We start from the raw sequence: 13,831 nt of genomic DNA on the forward strand, positions 1-13,831 counted from the left end.
CATTCAACAAGACAATGGACACGCAACAGAACTATCAATGGCTGCACGCCGAGGGCACCACGCCGATCAAGGGCTGGGTCAACGGTGTGCCGCTGGAGGCACAGGCCCACGAGCAGCTGCGCAACATCGCCGCGATCCCGTTCGTCGGGCCGTGGGTGGCGGTGATGCCCGACGTGCACCTGGGCAAGGGCGCGACCGTGGGCTCGGTGATCCCGACCCGTGGCGCGATCATTCCGGCCGCGGTCGGCGTCGACATCGGCTGCGGCATGGCGGCGGTGCGTACCACGCTGCGCGCCAACGACCTGCCCGATGACCTGCGGCAACTGCGCAACAGCATCGAGCGCAGCATCCCGGTCGGCAACGGGCGCGGCGGCGAGCATCGCCGCATGCCCGACAGCATCCACACCCGGTTGGTGCGGTCCGGGCTGGCCAACGGCCTGGAGAAGATCAAGGACAAGCACCGCAGGATCCGCACCGATAAGCTGGACCGCCAGCTGGGTACGCTGGGCGGCGGCAACCACTTCATCGAACTGTGCCTGGACGAGACGGATACGGTGTGGGTGATGCTGCACAGCGGCTCGCGCGGCACCGGCAACCTGATCGGCACCTACTTCATCGAGAAGGCGCGCGAGGAGCTGGCACGGCGCGTGCTGGGCTTCCACCTGCCGGACAAGGACCTGGCGTTCTTCATGGAAGGCGAGCCGCTGTTCGATGACTACGTTGAAGCGGTGTCGTGGGCGCAGGACTACGCGCGGCAGAACCGCGAGGCGATGATGTCGCGCGTGCTGGCCGAGATGCGCCACCGCTTGCCGAAGTTCCAGCTGGCGGCGATGGCGGTGAACTGCCACCACAACTACGTGCAGAAGGAAACGCATCACGGCCAGGAGCTGCTGGTGACACGCAAGGGCGCCGTCAGTGCCCGCGAGGGCGAACTGGGCATCATTCCCGGCAGCATGGGCACGCGCAGCTACATCGTGCGCGGCAAGGGCAGCGCGGACAGCTTCCACAGCTGCAGCCACGGTGCCGGCCGGGCGATGAGCCGTGGCACGGCGCGCCAGCAGATCACGCTGGCCCAGCACCGCGAGGCCACCGCACACGTTGAGTGCCGCAAGGACAGCGGCGTGCTGGACGAGTCACCGGCGGCGTACAAGTCGATCGATGATGTCATGGCCGCCCAGCTGGACCTGGTGGACGTGGTGCACACACTGCGGCAGGTGCTGTGCGTGAAAGGGTAATGGAACGGTGCCGGCCAAGGCCGGCACCCACCGGAACACGTTCAGCGCGCCACGCTGTCTTCAGTCACCAGCGCGTGGTGCACGCCGATGCCCGCACGCACGCCCTCGGCAGCAGCCAGGGTGATGTTGCCAACTGTGGTTGCATCGCCGGCGGCGTACACGTTCGGCAACGAGGTCTGCTTCATCGCATCGACCTCGATCAGCACGCCCAGCGGGCTTTCCACCAGGGTGCAGCCCAGCTGCTGCACCAGCGGCGTCGCCATCGTCTGCGTGGCCGGCACGAACAGCGCGCGTTGCGCGATGCGGCGGCCATCAGCCAACTCCACTTCCAGCCAGGTCGGCTGGTCGCCCTGCACGCCCACCACCGGCGCGGTCTCGATCTGCACGCCGCGCTGCTGCATGGCGGCCCGCTCCTCATCGGTGATCGGCAGGCCCTGGCTGAAGAAGGTGACATTTCCCCAATCGGCGAACAGCGGCGCCTTGCTGGCGGACATCGGGTGCCCACCAAGCAGACCGATTGCGCCACCACCCACTTCGTAGCCATGGCAGTAGGGACAATGCAGCACGGTGCTGCCCCAGCGCTCGGCCAGCCCCGGCAGTTCCGGTAGCTGGTCGGTGATACCACTGGCCAGCAGCAGCTTGCGAGCAGCCAGCACCTGGCCATCAGCGGTGTGCACTTCGACGCCCGCGGCGGTGGCGGATGCCTGCACGGCCTCGGCGTGCAGCCAGCGTACGCTGGGGTAGTCCAGCAGTTGCTGGCGCGCGGTCTTCAGCAGCTCGGCGCCACTGGTGCCATCCAGCCCCAGCACGCCATGCGAATGGCTTGCGAAGCGGTTGCGCGGCAATCCGGCGTCGATGACCGTGACCGGGCGGCGGGCGCGGGCGAGGATCAGGCCGGCGGCAATGCCGGCATAGCTGCCGCCAACGATGAGCACATCAGGATTCATGATGACCTTCCAGGGAACGGTGATGGGCGAGATGGCGGGCGAAGTCGGCGCCGAGCTGGTCCAGCGTGGTCGCCTGCAGCCGCTGTTCGAGAAGGCGCTGTGCTTCGCGCGCCCCTTCGAGCAGGGCGCTGTTGACCAGCTGCTGGATAGGGCAGCCGCCGCCGGAATCGCGGGCGCCGACCTGCACCAGCGGTGGTGCGCCCACGGCCAGATAGATGTCATGCAGGGTGATCGTTGCGGGATCGCGTGCCAGCAGGCTGCCACCGCCGTGGCCACGGGTGCTGCGCACCAGACCGGCCTTGTGCATCTGCGCCAGCAGGCGGCGGATCACCACCGGATGGGTCGGCAGGCACGCGGCCAGCTGTTCGGAGGTGCGCGGGCCCGGCTGGCCGACCAGATGGGCCATCACGTGCAGCGCATCGGAGAGCGGGTTCGCGGATTTCATGTAACAAGAATAGTTACATTTAAATCGCCTGTCGAGGGTCTGCTTTCGTTCCATATGGACACATCTGTCCTATGAAACACTTCCTTCACATCGCTAAACGAAACGGTAATGTGATACACGTCGCACTTCAGAGGGGCCCACACGGGTCGATACCGAATCGCCCCTTCCCGAGAGTCCTTCCACATGAATGCGTCTGTCCGTGCACCGCGCCTGCAGTCCAAGCTGCTTGGTGCGGTCTCCGTTGGCTTGGCCGTGGTCCTGTTGTGCGCCCTCGCCGGCCTGGCCTCCGCCTGGTTGAAACTGTCCACCGAGGTTCCACCCGAAGTCGCGCACAGCCGCGATGCAGAACGCCTGCAGCGCGAGTTCCGCGGCCAGGTGCAGGAATGGAAGAATGTGCTGCTGCGCAGCCACGACGATGCGCTGCGCCAGCGCCATCTGGACGCCTTCGACAGCGAGGGCCGTCTGGTCGAGCAGCTGGCCAAGGGCCTGCTGGCCAGCCCGGACGCGCGCACGCGTGATCTGGCACAGGCCTTCATCGGCCTGCATGCGCAGCTGCAGAAGGACTATCACGCCGCCCTGCAGGCATTTGCGGAGGCCGGCTACGATCCCGCTGCCGGCGACAACCTCGTGCGCGGAAGGGATCGCCCCGTGGCGACCGCACTGGATGCGCTGAGCACGCACGCCACGCAGGTTGCCGAAGCGGCGGTGACGGCACGCTCGCAGCAGGCACGCCAGACCCTGCTGCTGTGTGCGGCGCTGACCGTGCTGGCTGCCGTGCTGCTGTTGATGGGCCTGGCCTGGTGGCTGCGGCGCGCGGTGGTGCAGCCGGTACTGGCGGTGGAAGCCGCTGCACGTGCAGTGGCTGCCGGCGACCTGCAACACGTGGTGCAGGTGCGCAGCCGCGACGAGATCGGCCGCCTCGCGCAGGCCATGCAGGCGGTGCAGTCCACGCTGCGCGGCGTGCTGGATGCACAGGCCACGATGGCGCAGGCGCATGAGGCCGGCACCATCAGCCACCGCATGGACGCCAGCGCCTTCCCCGGCGCGTTCGGCACCATGGTGGCCGACAGCAACACGCTGGTGGATGCGCACATCCAGGTGAAGATGCGCGCGATCGCGATCATGGGGCGTTACGCCGTCGGCGACCTCAGCCAGGACATGGAACGCCTGCCCGGCGAAAAGGCCGTGATCACCAACGCGTTGGATACCGCCAAGGCCAATCTCGGCATGATCAACGGCGAGATCCGCCGCCTGGCCGAAGCAGCCGCCGCCGGCGACTTCAGCCAGCGTGGCGACAGCGCGCGCTTCGAGCATGACTTCCGCGTGATGGTCGACGGCCTGAACCGCCTGATGCAGGCCACCGAGCTGAACCTGGGCGAGGTTTCCAGCATGCTGCGCGCGATTGCCGACGGCCGCCTCGGCGCGCGCATGCACGGTGATTTCCAGGGCGTGTTCGCGCGCATCGCCGGTGACGCCAACACCACCGCCGCGCAGCTGGCGACCATCGTCACCGACATCAAGCACGCGTCCGGCAACATCCACACCGCCGCCGCGGAGATCGCCGCCGGCAACAATGACCTGTCGCGCCGCACCGAGCAGCAGGCCGCCAACCTGGAGGAGACGGCGGCATCGATGGAGGAGCTGACCTCCACCGTGCGCCAGAACGCCGAACATGCGCGCCAGGCCAACCAGCTCGCGATCGGCGCGCACGCGGTCGCCTCGCAGGGCGGCAGCGTGATCGGCCAGGTGGTGGCGACGATGGGCGCGATCGAAACCTCGTCACGGCAGATCGCCGAGATCATCAGCGTGATCGATGGCATCGCCTTCCAGACCAACATCCTGGCATTGAACGCTGCGGTGGAAGCCGCGCGTGCCGGCGAGCAGGGCCGTGGCTTCGCGGTGGTTGCCAGCGAGGTCCGCACGCTGGCGCAGCGTTCGGCGGCGGCGGCGAAGGAGATCAAGTCGCTGATCGAAGCCTCGGTGGAACAGGTGGGGCACGGTGCACAGCGCGTGCGTGAGGCCGGTGACACCATGGCCGAGATCGTGGCCTCGGTGCAGCGCGTGACCGACATCATGGCCGAGATTTCCGCCGCCTCGCAGGAACAGAGCGCGGGCATCGAGCAGGTCAGCCAGACCGTGATCCAGATGGACGGCACCACCCAGCAGAACGCTGCGCTGGTGGAGGAAGCCAGCGCCGCGGCACGCAGCCTGGAACAGCAGGCGAACCGGTTGATCGAGGCGGTGGATGTGTTCGACCTGTCGACCACGGCGGATGCGAAGGGCGGGTTGGCGCGCGCGGCCTGATTGGTCCGGTTGCTGGCCAGCGTCAGATGGGTAGCGCCCGACCGTTGGTCGGGCGATGGCAGGTGCAGTGCGGACCCACGGTCCGCACCCACCCGAATCCGATCAGCGCAGGTAACCGCTCTGCGCCATTGCTTCACCCAGGTAATCCAGGAACGAGCTGATCCGCGCCGATACCGCCGTGTTGCGGTAATACACCGCGTGGATCGGCTGGTACACATCCAGCGTCTGCGCCGCCAGCACCGGCACCAGGGTGCCAGCAGCGCGGTCGCTATCGGTGACGAAGTCGGACAGGCAGGTGATGCCGACACCTTCCACCGCCAGACGGCGCAGTGTCTCGCCACTGGACACGGCGATGTCCGGCCGCACCAGCAGCAGCCCATCCGACTCTCCGGGCAACGGCCAGCGGTTGAGTGACTCCGGCTCGTTGAAGCTGAGCAGTGTGTGCTGGCCCAGTGCGGCGACGCTGGCCGGTTCGCCGTGTGCAGCCAGGTAGGCCGGGCTTGCCACCAGCCGCAGCTGGCACCGCCCCAGCGGCCGCGCATGCAACGTGGAGTCGGCCAGTGGCCCGATCCGGATCGCCAGATCGGTGCGCCGCTCCAGCAGGTCGATGTAGCGGTCGGAGCTGTTCAACTCCAGCTGCACTTCCGGGTAGCGCGCACGATAGCCGCTCACCAGCGGCGCGATCACGTGCAGCACGAACGGCATCGCCGCATCCACGCGCAGGCGCCCTGCCGGGCGCTCGCGGCGTGCCGCCATCTGTTCCTCGGCCGATTCCACCGCATCGATGATCGCCCGTGCATGGCGCAGGAACGCCTCGCCCTCGGCAGTCAGGTGCAGGCGGCGGGTGGTGCGGGTCAGCAGGGTGATCCCCAGCTTGTCCTCCAGCCGCCCCAGCGCACGGCTCACGCCCGAGGGCGTCTGCCCCAGCTGCTCGGCAGCGGCACTGATCGACCCGCTGTCGATCACCGCGAGGAAGGCCTGCATTTCATCGAGCGTAGTCTTCATCCCGCCATTATTGACTGAGCGGCAATAGTGATTGGCGTGAAGACTGGTTTTTCGGCAAAGGTGCACCGCGCACACTGCGCGCCTTCCTTCCCTCCGGAGCCGGCCATGATCCGTGGCATTCCCCTCGCCCTGCTGGCGTTGACCCTCGGTGCCTTCGCCATCGGCACCACCGAGTTCGTCATCGTCGGCCTGATTCCCACCATTGCCGCCGATCTGCAGGTCAGCCTGCCCTCCGCAGGCCTGCTGGTCTCGCTGTATGCCCTCGGGGTGGCCATCGGTGCGCCGGTGCTGACCGCGCTCACCGGCCGCGTGCCGCGCAAGTCGCTGCTGGTAGCCCTGATGGTGCTGTTCACGCTTGGCAACGTCATCGCCTTCCTGGCGCCGGGCTACACGTCGCTGATCGCCGCGCGCATCCTCACCGGCCTGGCCCACGGCGTGTTCTTCTCGATCGGTTCGATCATCGCCACCGCAGTGGTGCCGAAGGAGAAGGCCGCCGGTGCCATCGCCATCATGTTCACCGGCCTGACCGTGGCGCTGGTGACCGGTGTGCCGCTGGGCACTTTCATCGGCCAGCACCTGGGCTGGCGCGCCACCTTCCTGGCGGTGGCCGGGCTCGGCGTGATCGCATTGCTGGGTGCGCTGCTGTTCGTGCCGCGCAGCGTGCCGCAGAGCGCGCCGTCCAGCTTCCGCCAGCAGCTGGCCGTGCTGGCCCAGCCGCGCCTGCTGCTGGTCTATGCGATGACCACGCTGGGTTATGGCGGGACCTTCCTGGCCTTCACCTACCTGGCGCCGATCCTGCAGGACGTCACCGGTTTCTCGGCCAATGCGGTCAGCCTGGTGCTGCTGGTGTACGGCGTGTCAGTGGCGATCGGCAACCTGTGGGGCGGGCGCATGGCGGACCGCATGGGCCCGGTGCCCGCGCTGAAGCGCATCTTCGCGCTGCTGGCCATCGTGCTGTTCGCGCTCACCTTCACCGCCTGGAACGCCTGGCTGATGCTGCTGACCGTGCTGGCGCTGGGCGCCGTGGCCTTCGGCAACGTGCCCGGCCTGCAGGTCTATGTGGTCAAGCAGGCGCAGCGCTATGCGCCGCAGGCCACCGACGTGGCCTCGGGGCTGAACATCGCCGCCTTCAACATCGGCATCGCGCTGGGCGCCTCGCTCGGTGGCCTGGTAGTGGAGAACATCGGCCTGATGCACACGCCGTGGCTGGGCGCACTGGTGGTACTGGGCGCGTATGCGCTGACCGCGCTCAGCGGCCGCCTGGACCGTCGTGATGGCATCGATGATCGCGCCGATGGCATCGCCGTGGCCGCGCATTGAGACAGGTCATGCCGTGCCGGCACCCTGCCGGTACGGTGGTGCAATGCACCGTTGCCGGCACGTATGCGGCCACTGGCCTACCCTTTGCCGGATATTCGCATCCCTCCCCTCTGCTGGAGCTCCCCATGACTGTCCCCGCCTTCGGTCTCGGCACCTTCCGCCTCAAAGACCAGACCGTGATCGACTCCGTGCGCAACGCGCTGGATGTCGGCTACCGCGCCATCGATACCGCACAGATCTACGGCAATGAAGCCGAGGTCGGCCAGGCCATTGCCGACTCCGGTGTGCCGCGCGATGAGATCTACCTGACCACCAAGGTCTGGATCACCGAGTTCAAGCGCGAAGCGCTGCTGGCCAGCCTGCGCACCAGCCTGCAGAAGCTGCGCACCGACCACGTCGACCTGGCACTGATCCACTGGCCGTCGCCGAACGACAAGGTCGACGTGCCGATGGAGGAGTACCTGACCGCACTGGCCGAGGCCAAGGTACAGGGCCTGACGAAGGAGATCGGCATCTCCAACTTCACCATCGCACAGACCCGCAAGGCGATCGAGATCCTCGGCGCCGATGCGATCACCACCAACCAGATCGAGATCCATCCGTACCTGCAGAACCGCCTGCTGGTGAAGTTCCTGCAGGACAACGGCATCCACATTACCGCCTACATGAGCCTGGCCTATGGCGAGGTGATCAAGGACCCGGTGATCCAGGCCATTGCCGGCCGTCACCAGGCCACGCCCGCGCAGATCGCACTGGCCTGGGCACTGCAGCAGGGTTACTCGGTCATTCCGTCTTCGACCAAGCGCGAGAACCTGTCGGGCAACCTGGAAGCGGCAGCAATCCGCCTCACCGACGAAGACATGGCGCAGATCGCCAAGCTGGATCGTGGGCACCGCCTGGCCAACCCGGAAGGCATTGCGCCGGCCTGGGATTGAGGCCGACCGCGGTTGCGGAACCAAATCGGTAGGTGCCGACCTGGGTCGGCACTGACCTGTGATTGATCGTTGAAACAGCATGCCGACCCAGGTCGGCACCTACCGTTCACTCCCTACCCTGCAGCAACCACCCACGCATCGCTGCACTGACCTCGTCCGGCTTTTCCATCGGGGCCAGGTGCCCGCAATCGGGCACCACCACCAGCTGCGAGTGCGGCACCAGGTCGTGCATTTCCTCGCTCACTGCCAGCGGCGTGATGCGGTCGTTGGCCCCGCAGACGATCAACAGCGGATCTTGGTAGCCCGCCAGCACGTCATGGCCGTCGCGCCGCTCCAGCGCACTCTGGCGCAGGAATACCTCCGCCCCCAGGCGGGCGGTCATGTCGCGCACGCGCTGCACCAGCACGTAGTCGTCCAGCCGCGAGGCGTCGATGTAGCTGCGCATCAGCGCATCGCCGAAGCCGTGGAACCTGCCCGGCAGGCGCACGCTGGCGCGCTGGCTGCGGCGTTGTTCGGCACGTTCCGGTGAATCGGCGTGGATCGAGGTATCGATCAGCGCCAGCTGCAGCACGCGCTCCGGCGCAATGCGCAGGATCTGCTGGGCAACGAAGCCGCCCAGTGAGAAACCAGCCAGCGCAAAGCGCTCCGGTGCCTGTGCGAGCACGTCCTCGGCGACCGCTTGGAGGGTCTCGCCACGGGTCTGGTCGCCTACCGTGCAGTCAGCGATGTCGGCCAGGTCGGCCATCTGCGCACGCCACAGCTCGGCATCGTTGAGCAGGCCGGGCAGCAGCAACAGGGGGATACGGTCGGTCATGGGGATATTGTCGCGCCGGCGGGGTGACGGCACCATGCCGCAACGGGTGATTGCACTGTAGAGTCGAGCAAGCTCGACTCTACGACACGGACGCGACCATGGCAGACCCCTACAACAGCAGCCCCACGTCCCCGCCCGCGCTGCGTTTCGACGATGCGCTGGTCACCACCGCCTTCGAGCTGCCCGGCCATCGCGTGGTGCGCAACCTCGGCGTGGTACGCGGCATCACCGTGCGCTCGCGCTCGATCGTCGGCAATTTCCTCGGCGGCATCCAGACCCTGTTCGGCGGCAACATCACCATCTACACCGAACTGTGCGAACAGGCCCGCGAGGAAACCTACCGCGACATGGTCAAGCACGCGCGGCAGCTGGGCGCCAACGCGATCATCGGCATGCGCTACGACGCCACCGATGTGATGACCGGGCTGACCGAGGTTCTGTGCTATGGCACGGCGGTGGTGGTGGAGCCGGTGCGTTGATACTGTAGAGCCGAGTCCATGCTCGGCTCAGGCGCGCCCGTGCGATGCAAGGCAGCCGAGCGTGGGCTCGGCTCTACAGAGGGGTCTCAGGCACTTCGACCTGCTGCACCGGCAGGGTCACCATCATCACCGTCGGGTCGTCCGGGTCGAGTTTCGTCTTGAACCCCAGGCTCTGGCACATCGCCAGCATGGTGCTGTTCTCGCGCAGCACCTGGCCTTCGACCACGTCCAGGCCCAGCCACTTGGCGTACTCGATCATGATCGCCATCAGCCGCCAGCCGATGCCGTGGCCCTTCAGGTCCGAGCGGATCAGGATGCCGTATTCGCCACGGTGGTAATCGGCATCGGCGTGCAGGCGCACCGCGCCAAGCATTTCGCCGCTGCGTGGCTCGATCGCCACCAGTGCGATCGAGCGTGCGTAATCGAGCTGGGTCAGGCGCGCGATGAATTCGTGGCTGAAGTGCTTCACCGACTGGAAGAAGCGCAGGCGCAGGTCCTCGTCACTGACCCGGGCGAAGAACGCACGGAACAGTGCATCGTCTTCCGGCCGCACCGGCCGCACGAAGGCGCGGCCGCCGTCGGACAGTTCGATGGTGCGCTCCCACTCCTTCGGGTACGGGAACACCGAGAAGCGCGGATGGCCACGGCCCTTGTGCAGGATGCGCGACGGCGCCACCGCCACGCGTGCGTCGAGGGCAAGAATGCCCTTGCTGTCGACCAGCAGCGGGTTGATGTCCAGCGTGCGCACTTCGGGAATGTCCGCGGCCAGCTGTGCCAGCTTGACCAGCGCCAGCGCCAGTGCGCGCTCGTCGGCGGCGGGCACATCGCCATAGGCCTTGAGGATGCGCGAAGCCCGGGTCTGCCCGATCAGCTCATGGGCCAGGCGCAGGTCCAGCGGCGGCAACGCCAACGCCTTGTCATTGATCACTTCAACTGCGGTACCGCCACGACCGACTACGATCACCGGGCCGAACGTCGCGTCATCGGCGATGCCGACAATCAGTTCACGCGCCTTCGGGCGAACAATGGTCGGCTGCACCAGCAGGCCATCGATGCGGGCATCCGGCCGCAGCTGGCGTGCGCGCGACAGGATCGCGTTGGCCGCGCTCTGCACCGCCGGCAACGTGGACAGGTTCAGGCGCACGCCGTCCACTTCCGACTTGTGCGGGATGTCCGGTGACAGGATCTTCAGTGCGACCGTGGCACCGCGCTCGAGCAGCGGCTGCGCCAGGTCCATCGCCTCGTGCGCATCGCGCGCATGCATCACCGGTGCGGACGGAATGCCGTAGGCCTTGAGCAGTTCATGGGTGGCCAGCGGGTCCAGCCACTGCTGGCCGTTGGCCAGCGCGGCATCGACCAGCGCGCGTGCGGCCGCTGCATCGACACTGAAGTCCTGCGGCAGGCTGGGTGGCGTTTCCATCAGGGCGTTCTGCGCTTCACGGTAACGCACCAGATGCTGGAAGCCGCGTACTGCCTCCGCCTCGGTCGGATAGGTCGGCACCCGCGCCGCGTTGAGCGTGGCGGTGGCCTGGTCATCGTTGCCCAGCCACACCGCGAACACCGGCTTGTCGCGATGATGGCGCGGACGCAGGCCGAGCGTGCGGGTGAGCGCCTGCGCAGCGTCTGCGGACGAGGTGAATGCGGTCGGCACGTTGACCACCATCACCGCGTCGTTCTCGTTGTCGGCCAGCAGCGCTTCGATGGCCGCGGCATAGCGGTCACCATCGGCGTCGACCACGATGTCGACCGGATTGCTGCGCGACCAGCCCTGCGGCAGCACGGCGTCCAGCTTTTCGACCGTGGTGTCGGACAGGTTGGCCAGGGTGCCACGCAATGCGATCAGCTGGTCCACGGCGAGGCGACCGACGCCGCCGCCGTTGCTGAGAATCGCCAGCCGACGACCAGGGAATGTACCCAGCCGCCCCAGCGACTCCGCAGCAGTGAACAGTTCGTCCAGCGCGCCCACGCGCAGCAGGCCGGCACGGTTGAACGCGGCGCCGTACACGTCGTCGGCGCGGGCCAGTGCCTGCACATGGGTATCACGACTGCCCGGCTGCACGCGTTCGGCGCGGCCGGACTTCACCACCACCACCGGCTTGGCGCGGGCGGCGGCACGCGCGGCCGACATGAACTTGCGCGCGTCCTTGATCTGCTCGACATAGAGCAGGATGGCGCGGGTGCGGTAGTCGGTGGCGAAGTAGTCGAGCAGGTCGCCGAAGTCGACGTCCATCGTGTCGCCCAGCGAGACCACCGCGGAGAAGCCGACCGAGCGCGCTACGCCCCACTCCACCAGCGCGGCGGCGATCGCCGAGGATTCGGAGATCAGGGCGAGGTCACCTGCCTGCGGGAAATGTGCGGCGATACTGGCATTGAGTCGCGCGTGCGGCGCGATCACGCCCAGGCAGTGCGGCCCGAGGATGCGCAGGCCATGCTTGCGCGCCACCGCCTCTACCTGTGCGGACAACGAACCCGGGCCTTCGCCCAGGTGCGCAGTGAGGATGATCGCCGCCTGCACGCCACGCTCGGCAGCGGTACGCACCACCTGCGGCACGATCGCCGCCGGTGCGGTGATCACCACCAGGTCGGGCACCCAGTCCAGGTCCTTCAGCCGCTTGATCGTGCGGATGCCATCGATCTCGGCATGCCGCGGGTTGATCCACGCCACCTTGCCGGGGAAGCCGGTGCCGCGCAGATTGCGCATCACCGCACGGCCGGCTGAACGCTCACGCGGACTGCCGCCGATCACCGCGACCGACTGCGGACGGAACACAGACTGCAGGTGGTAGGTACTCATGCGCCTACGGTACCCAAAAAAGGGGACGGAGGGGATTAAGTCGTTTGTGCACAAACGACTTAATCCCCTCCGTCCCCTTTTTTGTTACAGCAGCGTGCCGTGCAGGATCATCGCGGCGATGCTGAAATAGATCACCAGGCCGGTGACATCCACCAGGGTGGCCACGAACGGCGCCGAGGCGCTGGCCGGGTCGAAGCCGAGCCGCTTGAGGATGAAGGGCAGCATCGAGCCGGACAGCGAGCCGAAGGTGACGATGCCGACCAGGGCGGCACCGATGGTGATCGCCAGCAGGATCCAGTGCTCGCCGTAGTCATGCAGGCCGCCCAGCTGCCAGATCACGATGCGCACGATCGCCAGGCAGCCGAGGATGGCACCCAGCACCATGCCGGTCGGGATCTCGCGGATGGCCACCTTCCACCAGTCGCGCAGGCGCAGTTCACGCAGCGCCAGGCTGCGGATCAGCAGCGAGGTGGCCTGCGAACCGGAATTGCCGCCCGAACTCATGATCAGTGGGATGAACAGGGTCAGCACCACCGCGCGCGCCAGTTCGTCCTCGTAGTGCTGCATCGCGCTGGCGGTCAGCATCTCGCCCAGGAACAGCACGCTCAGCCATCCGGCGCGCTTGCGCAGCATCTCGAAGAAGCCGATCTGCATGTACGGCTTGTCCAGCGCTTCCATGCCACCGAACTTATGCGCGTCTTCGGTGGATTCCTCGATCAGTGCATCGAGCACGTCGTCCACGGTGACGATGCCGAGCATCTGCAGCTGCGCATCGACCACCGGAATCGCCAGCAGGTCGTGGCGGCGGATCAGCCGCGCCACTTCTTCCTGGTCCATCAGCGCATCCACCGTCACCGGCGGATTGACCTGGGCCACGTCCAGGATCGACTCCTCCGGCAGGCCGGTGATCAGCCGGCGCATGGTCACCACCTGCTGCAGCTGCTGGCTGGCCGGGTCGAGCACGTAGATGGCGTACACGGTCTCGCGGGTGCGCTCGACCTGGCGGATGTGCTGCAGGGTCTGCGCCACGGTCCAGCTGGCGGGTACCGCCACGTACTCGGTGGTCATCAGCGCGCCGGCGGTGTTGGGCGGGTAGCTGAGCAGCTTCTGGATGGCCTGGCGGGCGTCGGTGCCCAGCAGCGGGATCAGCCGCGCGCGCTCTTCCTCGTCCAGCTCGTGGACGATGTCGGTGGCACGGTCATCGGCCATCAGCCCAAGCAGGGCGGCGGCGCGGGCCGGCGGCAGCGCGGCTACCAGTTCGCCGCTGCGGTGCAGTTCCGGTGCCTCCAGCATCTTCACCGCACGCGGCAACGGCAGCGCGGCCAGCGTTTCCGCAGCGCGCACGAGTTCCAGCGTGTTGAGGAATTCCACCGCATCGGCGGTGTTGTAGTTCGCCAATGGTGCGGCCAGTGCGGCGGCATCGGCCACCGGGCGCAGCAATTGCTTCTGGTTCATCGGGTTTGCCTTGTGGGGGTGCGACCTCGCGCAACGCCAACGCAGGCAAACCGTCCCGATGTCAGGCGGTGGCCATCGCTGGCGTCGAACGAGGTCGA

Annotated in this window: 11 protein-coding genes; 5 read left to right on the forward strand and 6 right to left on the reverse strand. The window is 67.4% G+C overall.

The window, feature by feature from the left end:
• The first annotated feature begins 14 nt into the window (after positions 1 to 14).
• A complete protein-coding gene (locus tag N5D45_RS07150) occupies positions 15 to 1,235 on the forward strand; it encodes an RtcB family protein (RefSeq protein WP_279938669.1) in 1,221 nt (406 codons plus the stop codon).
• 41 nt (positions 1,236 to 1,276) lie between these two features.
• On the opposite strand, the gene N5D45_RS07155 is transcribed toward N5D45_RS07150, so the two are convergent.
• A complete protein-coding gene (locus N5D45_RS07155) occupies positions 1,277 to 2,182 on the reverse strand; it encodes an NAD(P)/FAD-dependent oxidoreductase (RefSeq protein WP_227200573.1) in 906 nt (301 codons plus the stop codon).
• Complete coding sequence (locus tag N5D45_RS07160) at positions 2,172 to 2,627, reverse strand: Rrf2 family transcriptional regulator (protein ID WP_279938670.1); 456 nt, start codon at positions 2,625 to 2,627, stop codon at positions 2,172 to 2,174. The genes N5D45_RS07155 and N5D45_RS07160 overlap by 11 nt, the downstream gene beginning before the upstream one ends.
• A gap of 183 nt (positions 2,628 to 2,810) precedes the next feature.
• Between N5D45_RS07160 and N5D45_RS07165 the strand changes: the two genes are divergently transcribed.
• On the forward strand, positions 2,811 to 4,931 hold the full coding sequence (locus N5D45_RS07165; protein WP_279938671.1) for a methyl-accepting chemotaxis protein: 2,121 nt from the start codon (positions 2,811 to 2,813) through the stop codon (positions 4,929 to 4,931).
• Positions 4,932 to 5,033: 102 nt separating this feature from the next.
• Here N5D45_RS07165 and N5D45_RS07170 read toward each other — a convergent pair whose 3' ends face one another.
• Positions 5,034 to 5,936, reverse strand: coding sequence for a LysR family transcriptional regulator (locus N5D45_RS07170; RefSeq protein ID WP_049454144.1), 903 nt, complete (start codon positions 5,934 to 5,936; stop codon positions 5,034 to 5,036).
• Between the two features lie 105 nt (positions 5,937 to 6,041).
• Between N5D45_RS07170 and N5D45_RS07175 the strand changes: the two genes are divergently transcribed.
• Complete coding sequence (locus tag N5D45_RS07175) at positions 6,042 to 7,256, forward strand: MFS transporter (protein WP_164192916.1); 1,215 nt, start codon at positions 6,042 to 6,044, stop codon at positions 7,254 to 7,256.
• 125 nt (positions 7,257 to 7,381) lie between these two features.
• The gene (gene dkgB / locus N5D45_RS07180; protein WP_228354929.1) at positions 7,382 to 8,191 is read left to right on the forward strand and encodes a 2,5-didehydrogluconate reductase DkgB; all 810 of its coding nucleotides are present in this window, start codon (positions 7,382 to 7,384) and stop codon (positions 8,189 to 8,191) included.
• A gap of 106 nt (positions 8,192 to 8,297) precedes the next feature.
• Here dkgB and N5D45_RS07185 read toward each other — a convergent pair whose 3' ends face one another.
• Positions 8,298 to 9,005, reverse strand: a complete 708-nt coding sequence (locus N5D45_RS07185; RefSeq protein ID WP_049454148.1) for an alpha/beta hydrolase — start codon at positions 9,003 to 9,005, stop codon at positions 8,298 to 8,300.
• Positions 9,006 to 9,103: 98 nt separating this feature from the next.
• Between N5D45_RS07185 and N5D45_RS07190 the strand changes: the two genes are divergently transcribed.
• Positions 9,104 to 9,484 carry a YbjQ family protein gene (locus N5D45_RS07190; RefSeq protein ID WP_010482286.1) on the forward strand — a complete coding sequence of 127 codons (381 nt, stop codon included), beginning with the start codon at positions 9,104 to 9,106 and terminating at the stop codon, positions 9,482 to 9,484.
• A 73-nt stretch (positions 9,485 to 9,557) separates the two neighbouring features.
• On the opposite strand, the gene N5D45_RS07195 is transcribed toward N5D45_RS07190, so the two are convergent.
• Both N5D45_RS07195 and mgtE read right to left on the reverse strand, forming a co-directional pair.
• Positions 9,558 to 12,278, reverse strand: coding sequence for a bifunctional acetate--CoA ligase family protein/GNAT family N-acetyltransferase (locus tag N5D45_RS07195; RefSeq protein WP_279938672.1), 2,721 nt, complete (start codon positions 12,276 to 12,278; stop codon positions 9,558 to 9,560).
• An 84-nt stretch (positions 12,279 to 12,362) separates the two neighbouring features.
• Complete coding sequence (gene mgtE / locus N5D45_RS07200; RefSeq protein WP_010482288.1) at positions 12,363 to 13,733, reverse strand: magnesium transporter; 1,371 nt, start codon at positions 13,731 to 13,733, stop codon at positions 12,363 to 12,365.
• Between the last annotated feature and the right edge of the window lie 98 nt (positions 13,734 to 13,831).

It is taken from the genome of Stenotrophomonas sp. GD03819 (assembly GCF_029841665.1).
GTDB lineage: Bacteria > Pseudomonadota > Gammaproteobacteria > Xanthomonadales > Xanthomonadaceae > Stenotrophomonas > Stenotrophomonas geniculata.

Bases quoted from the DNA above. Each gene is read 5' to 3' on its own strand.
- N5D45_RS07150 (WP_279938669.1), top strand. From the start codon at position 15: ATGGACACGCAACAGAACTATCAATGGCTGCACGCCGAGGGCACCACG.
- N5D45_RS07155 (WP_227200573.1), bottom strand. From the start codon at position 2,182: ATGAATCCTGATGTGCTCATCGTTGGCGGCAGCTATGCCGGCATTGCC.
- N5D45_RS07160 (WP_279938670.1), bottom strand. From the start codon at position 2,627: ATGAAATCCGCGAACCCGCTCTCCGATGCGCTGCACGTGATGGCCCAT.
- N5D45_RS07165 (WP_279938671.1), top strand. From the start codon at position 2,811: ATGAATGCGTCTGTCCGTGCACCGCGCCTGCAGTCCAAGCTGCTTGGT.
- N5D45_RS07170 (WP_049454144.1), bottom strand. From the start codon at position 5,936: ATGAAGACTACGCTCGATGAAATGCAGGCCTTCCTCGCGGTGATCGAC.
- N5D45_RS07175 (WP_164192916.1), top strand. From the start codon at position 6,042: ATGATCCGTGGCATTCCCCTCGCCCTGCTGGCGTTGACCCTCGGTGCC.
- dkgB (WP_228354929.1), top strand. From the start codon at position 7,382: ATGACTGTCCCCGCCTTCGGTCTCGGCACCTTCCGCCTCAAAGACCAG.
- N5D45_RS07185 (WP_049454148.1), bottom strand. From the start codon at position 9,005: ATGACCGACCGTATCCCCCTGTTGCTGCTGCCCGGCCTGCTCAACGAT.
- N5D45_RS07190 (WP_010482286.1), top strand. From the start codon at position 9,104: ATGGCAGACCCCTACAACAGCAGCCCCACGTCCCCGCCCGCGCTGCGT.
- N5D45_RS07195 (WP_279938672.1), bottom strand. From the start codon at position 12,278: ATGAGTACCTACCACCTGCAGTCTGTGTTCCGTCCGCAGTCGGTCGCG.
- mgtE (WP_010482288.1), bottom strand. From the start codon at position 13,733: ATGAACCAGAAGCAATTGCTGCGCCCGGTGGCCGATGCCGCCGCACTG.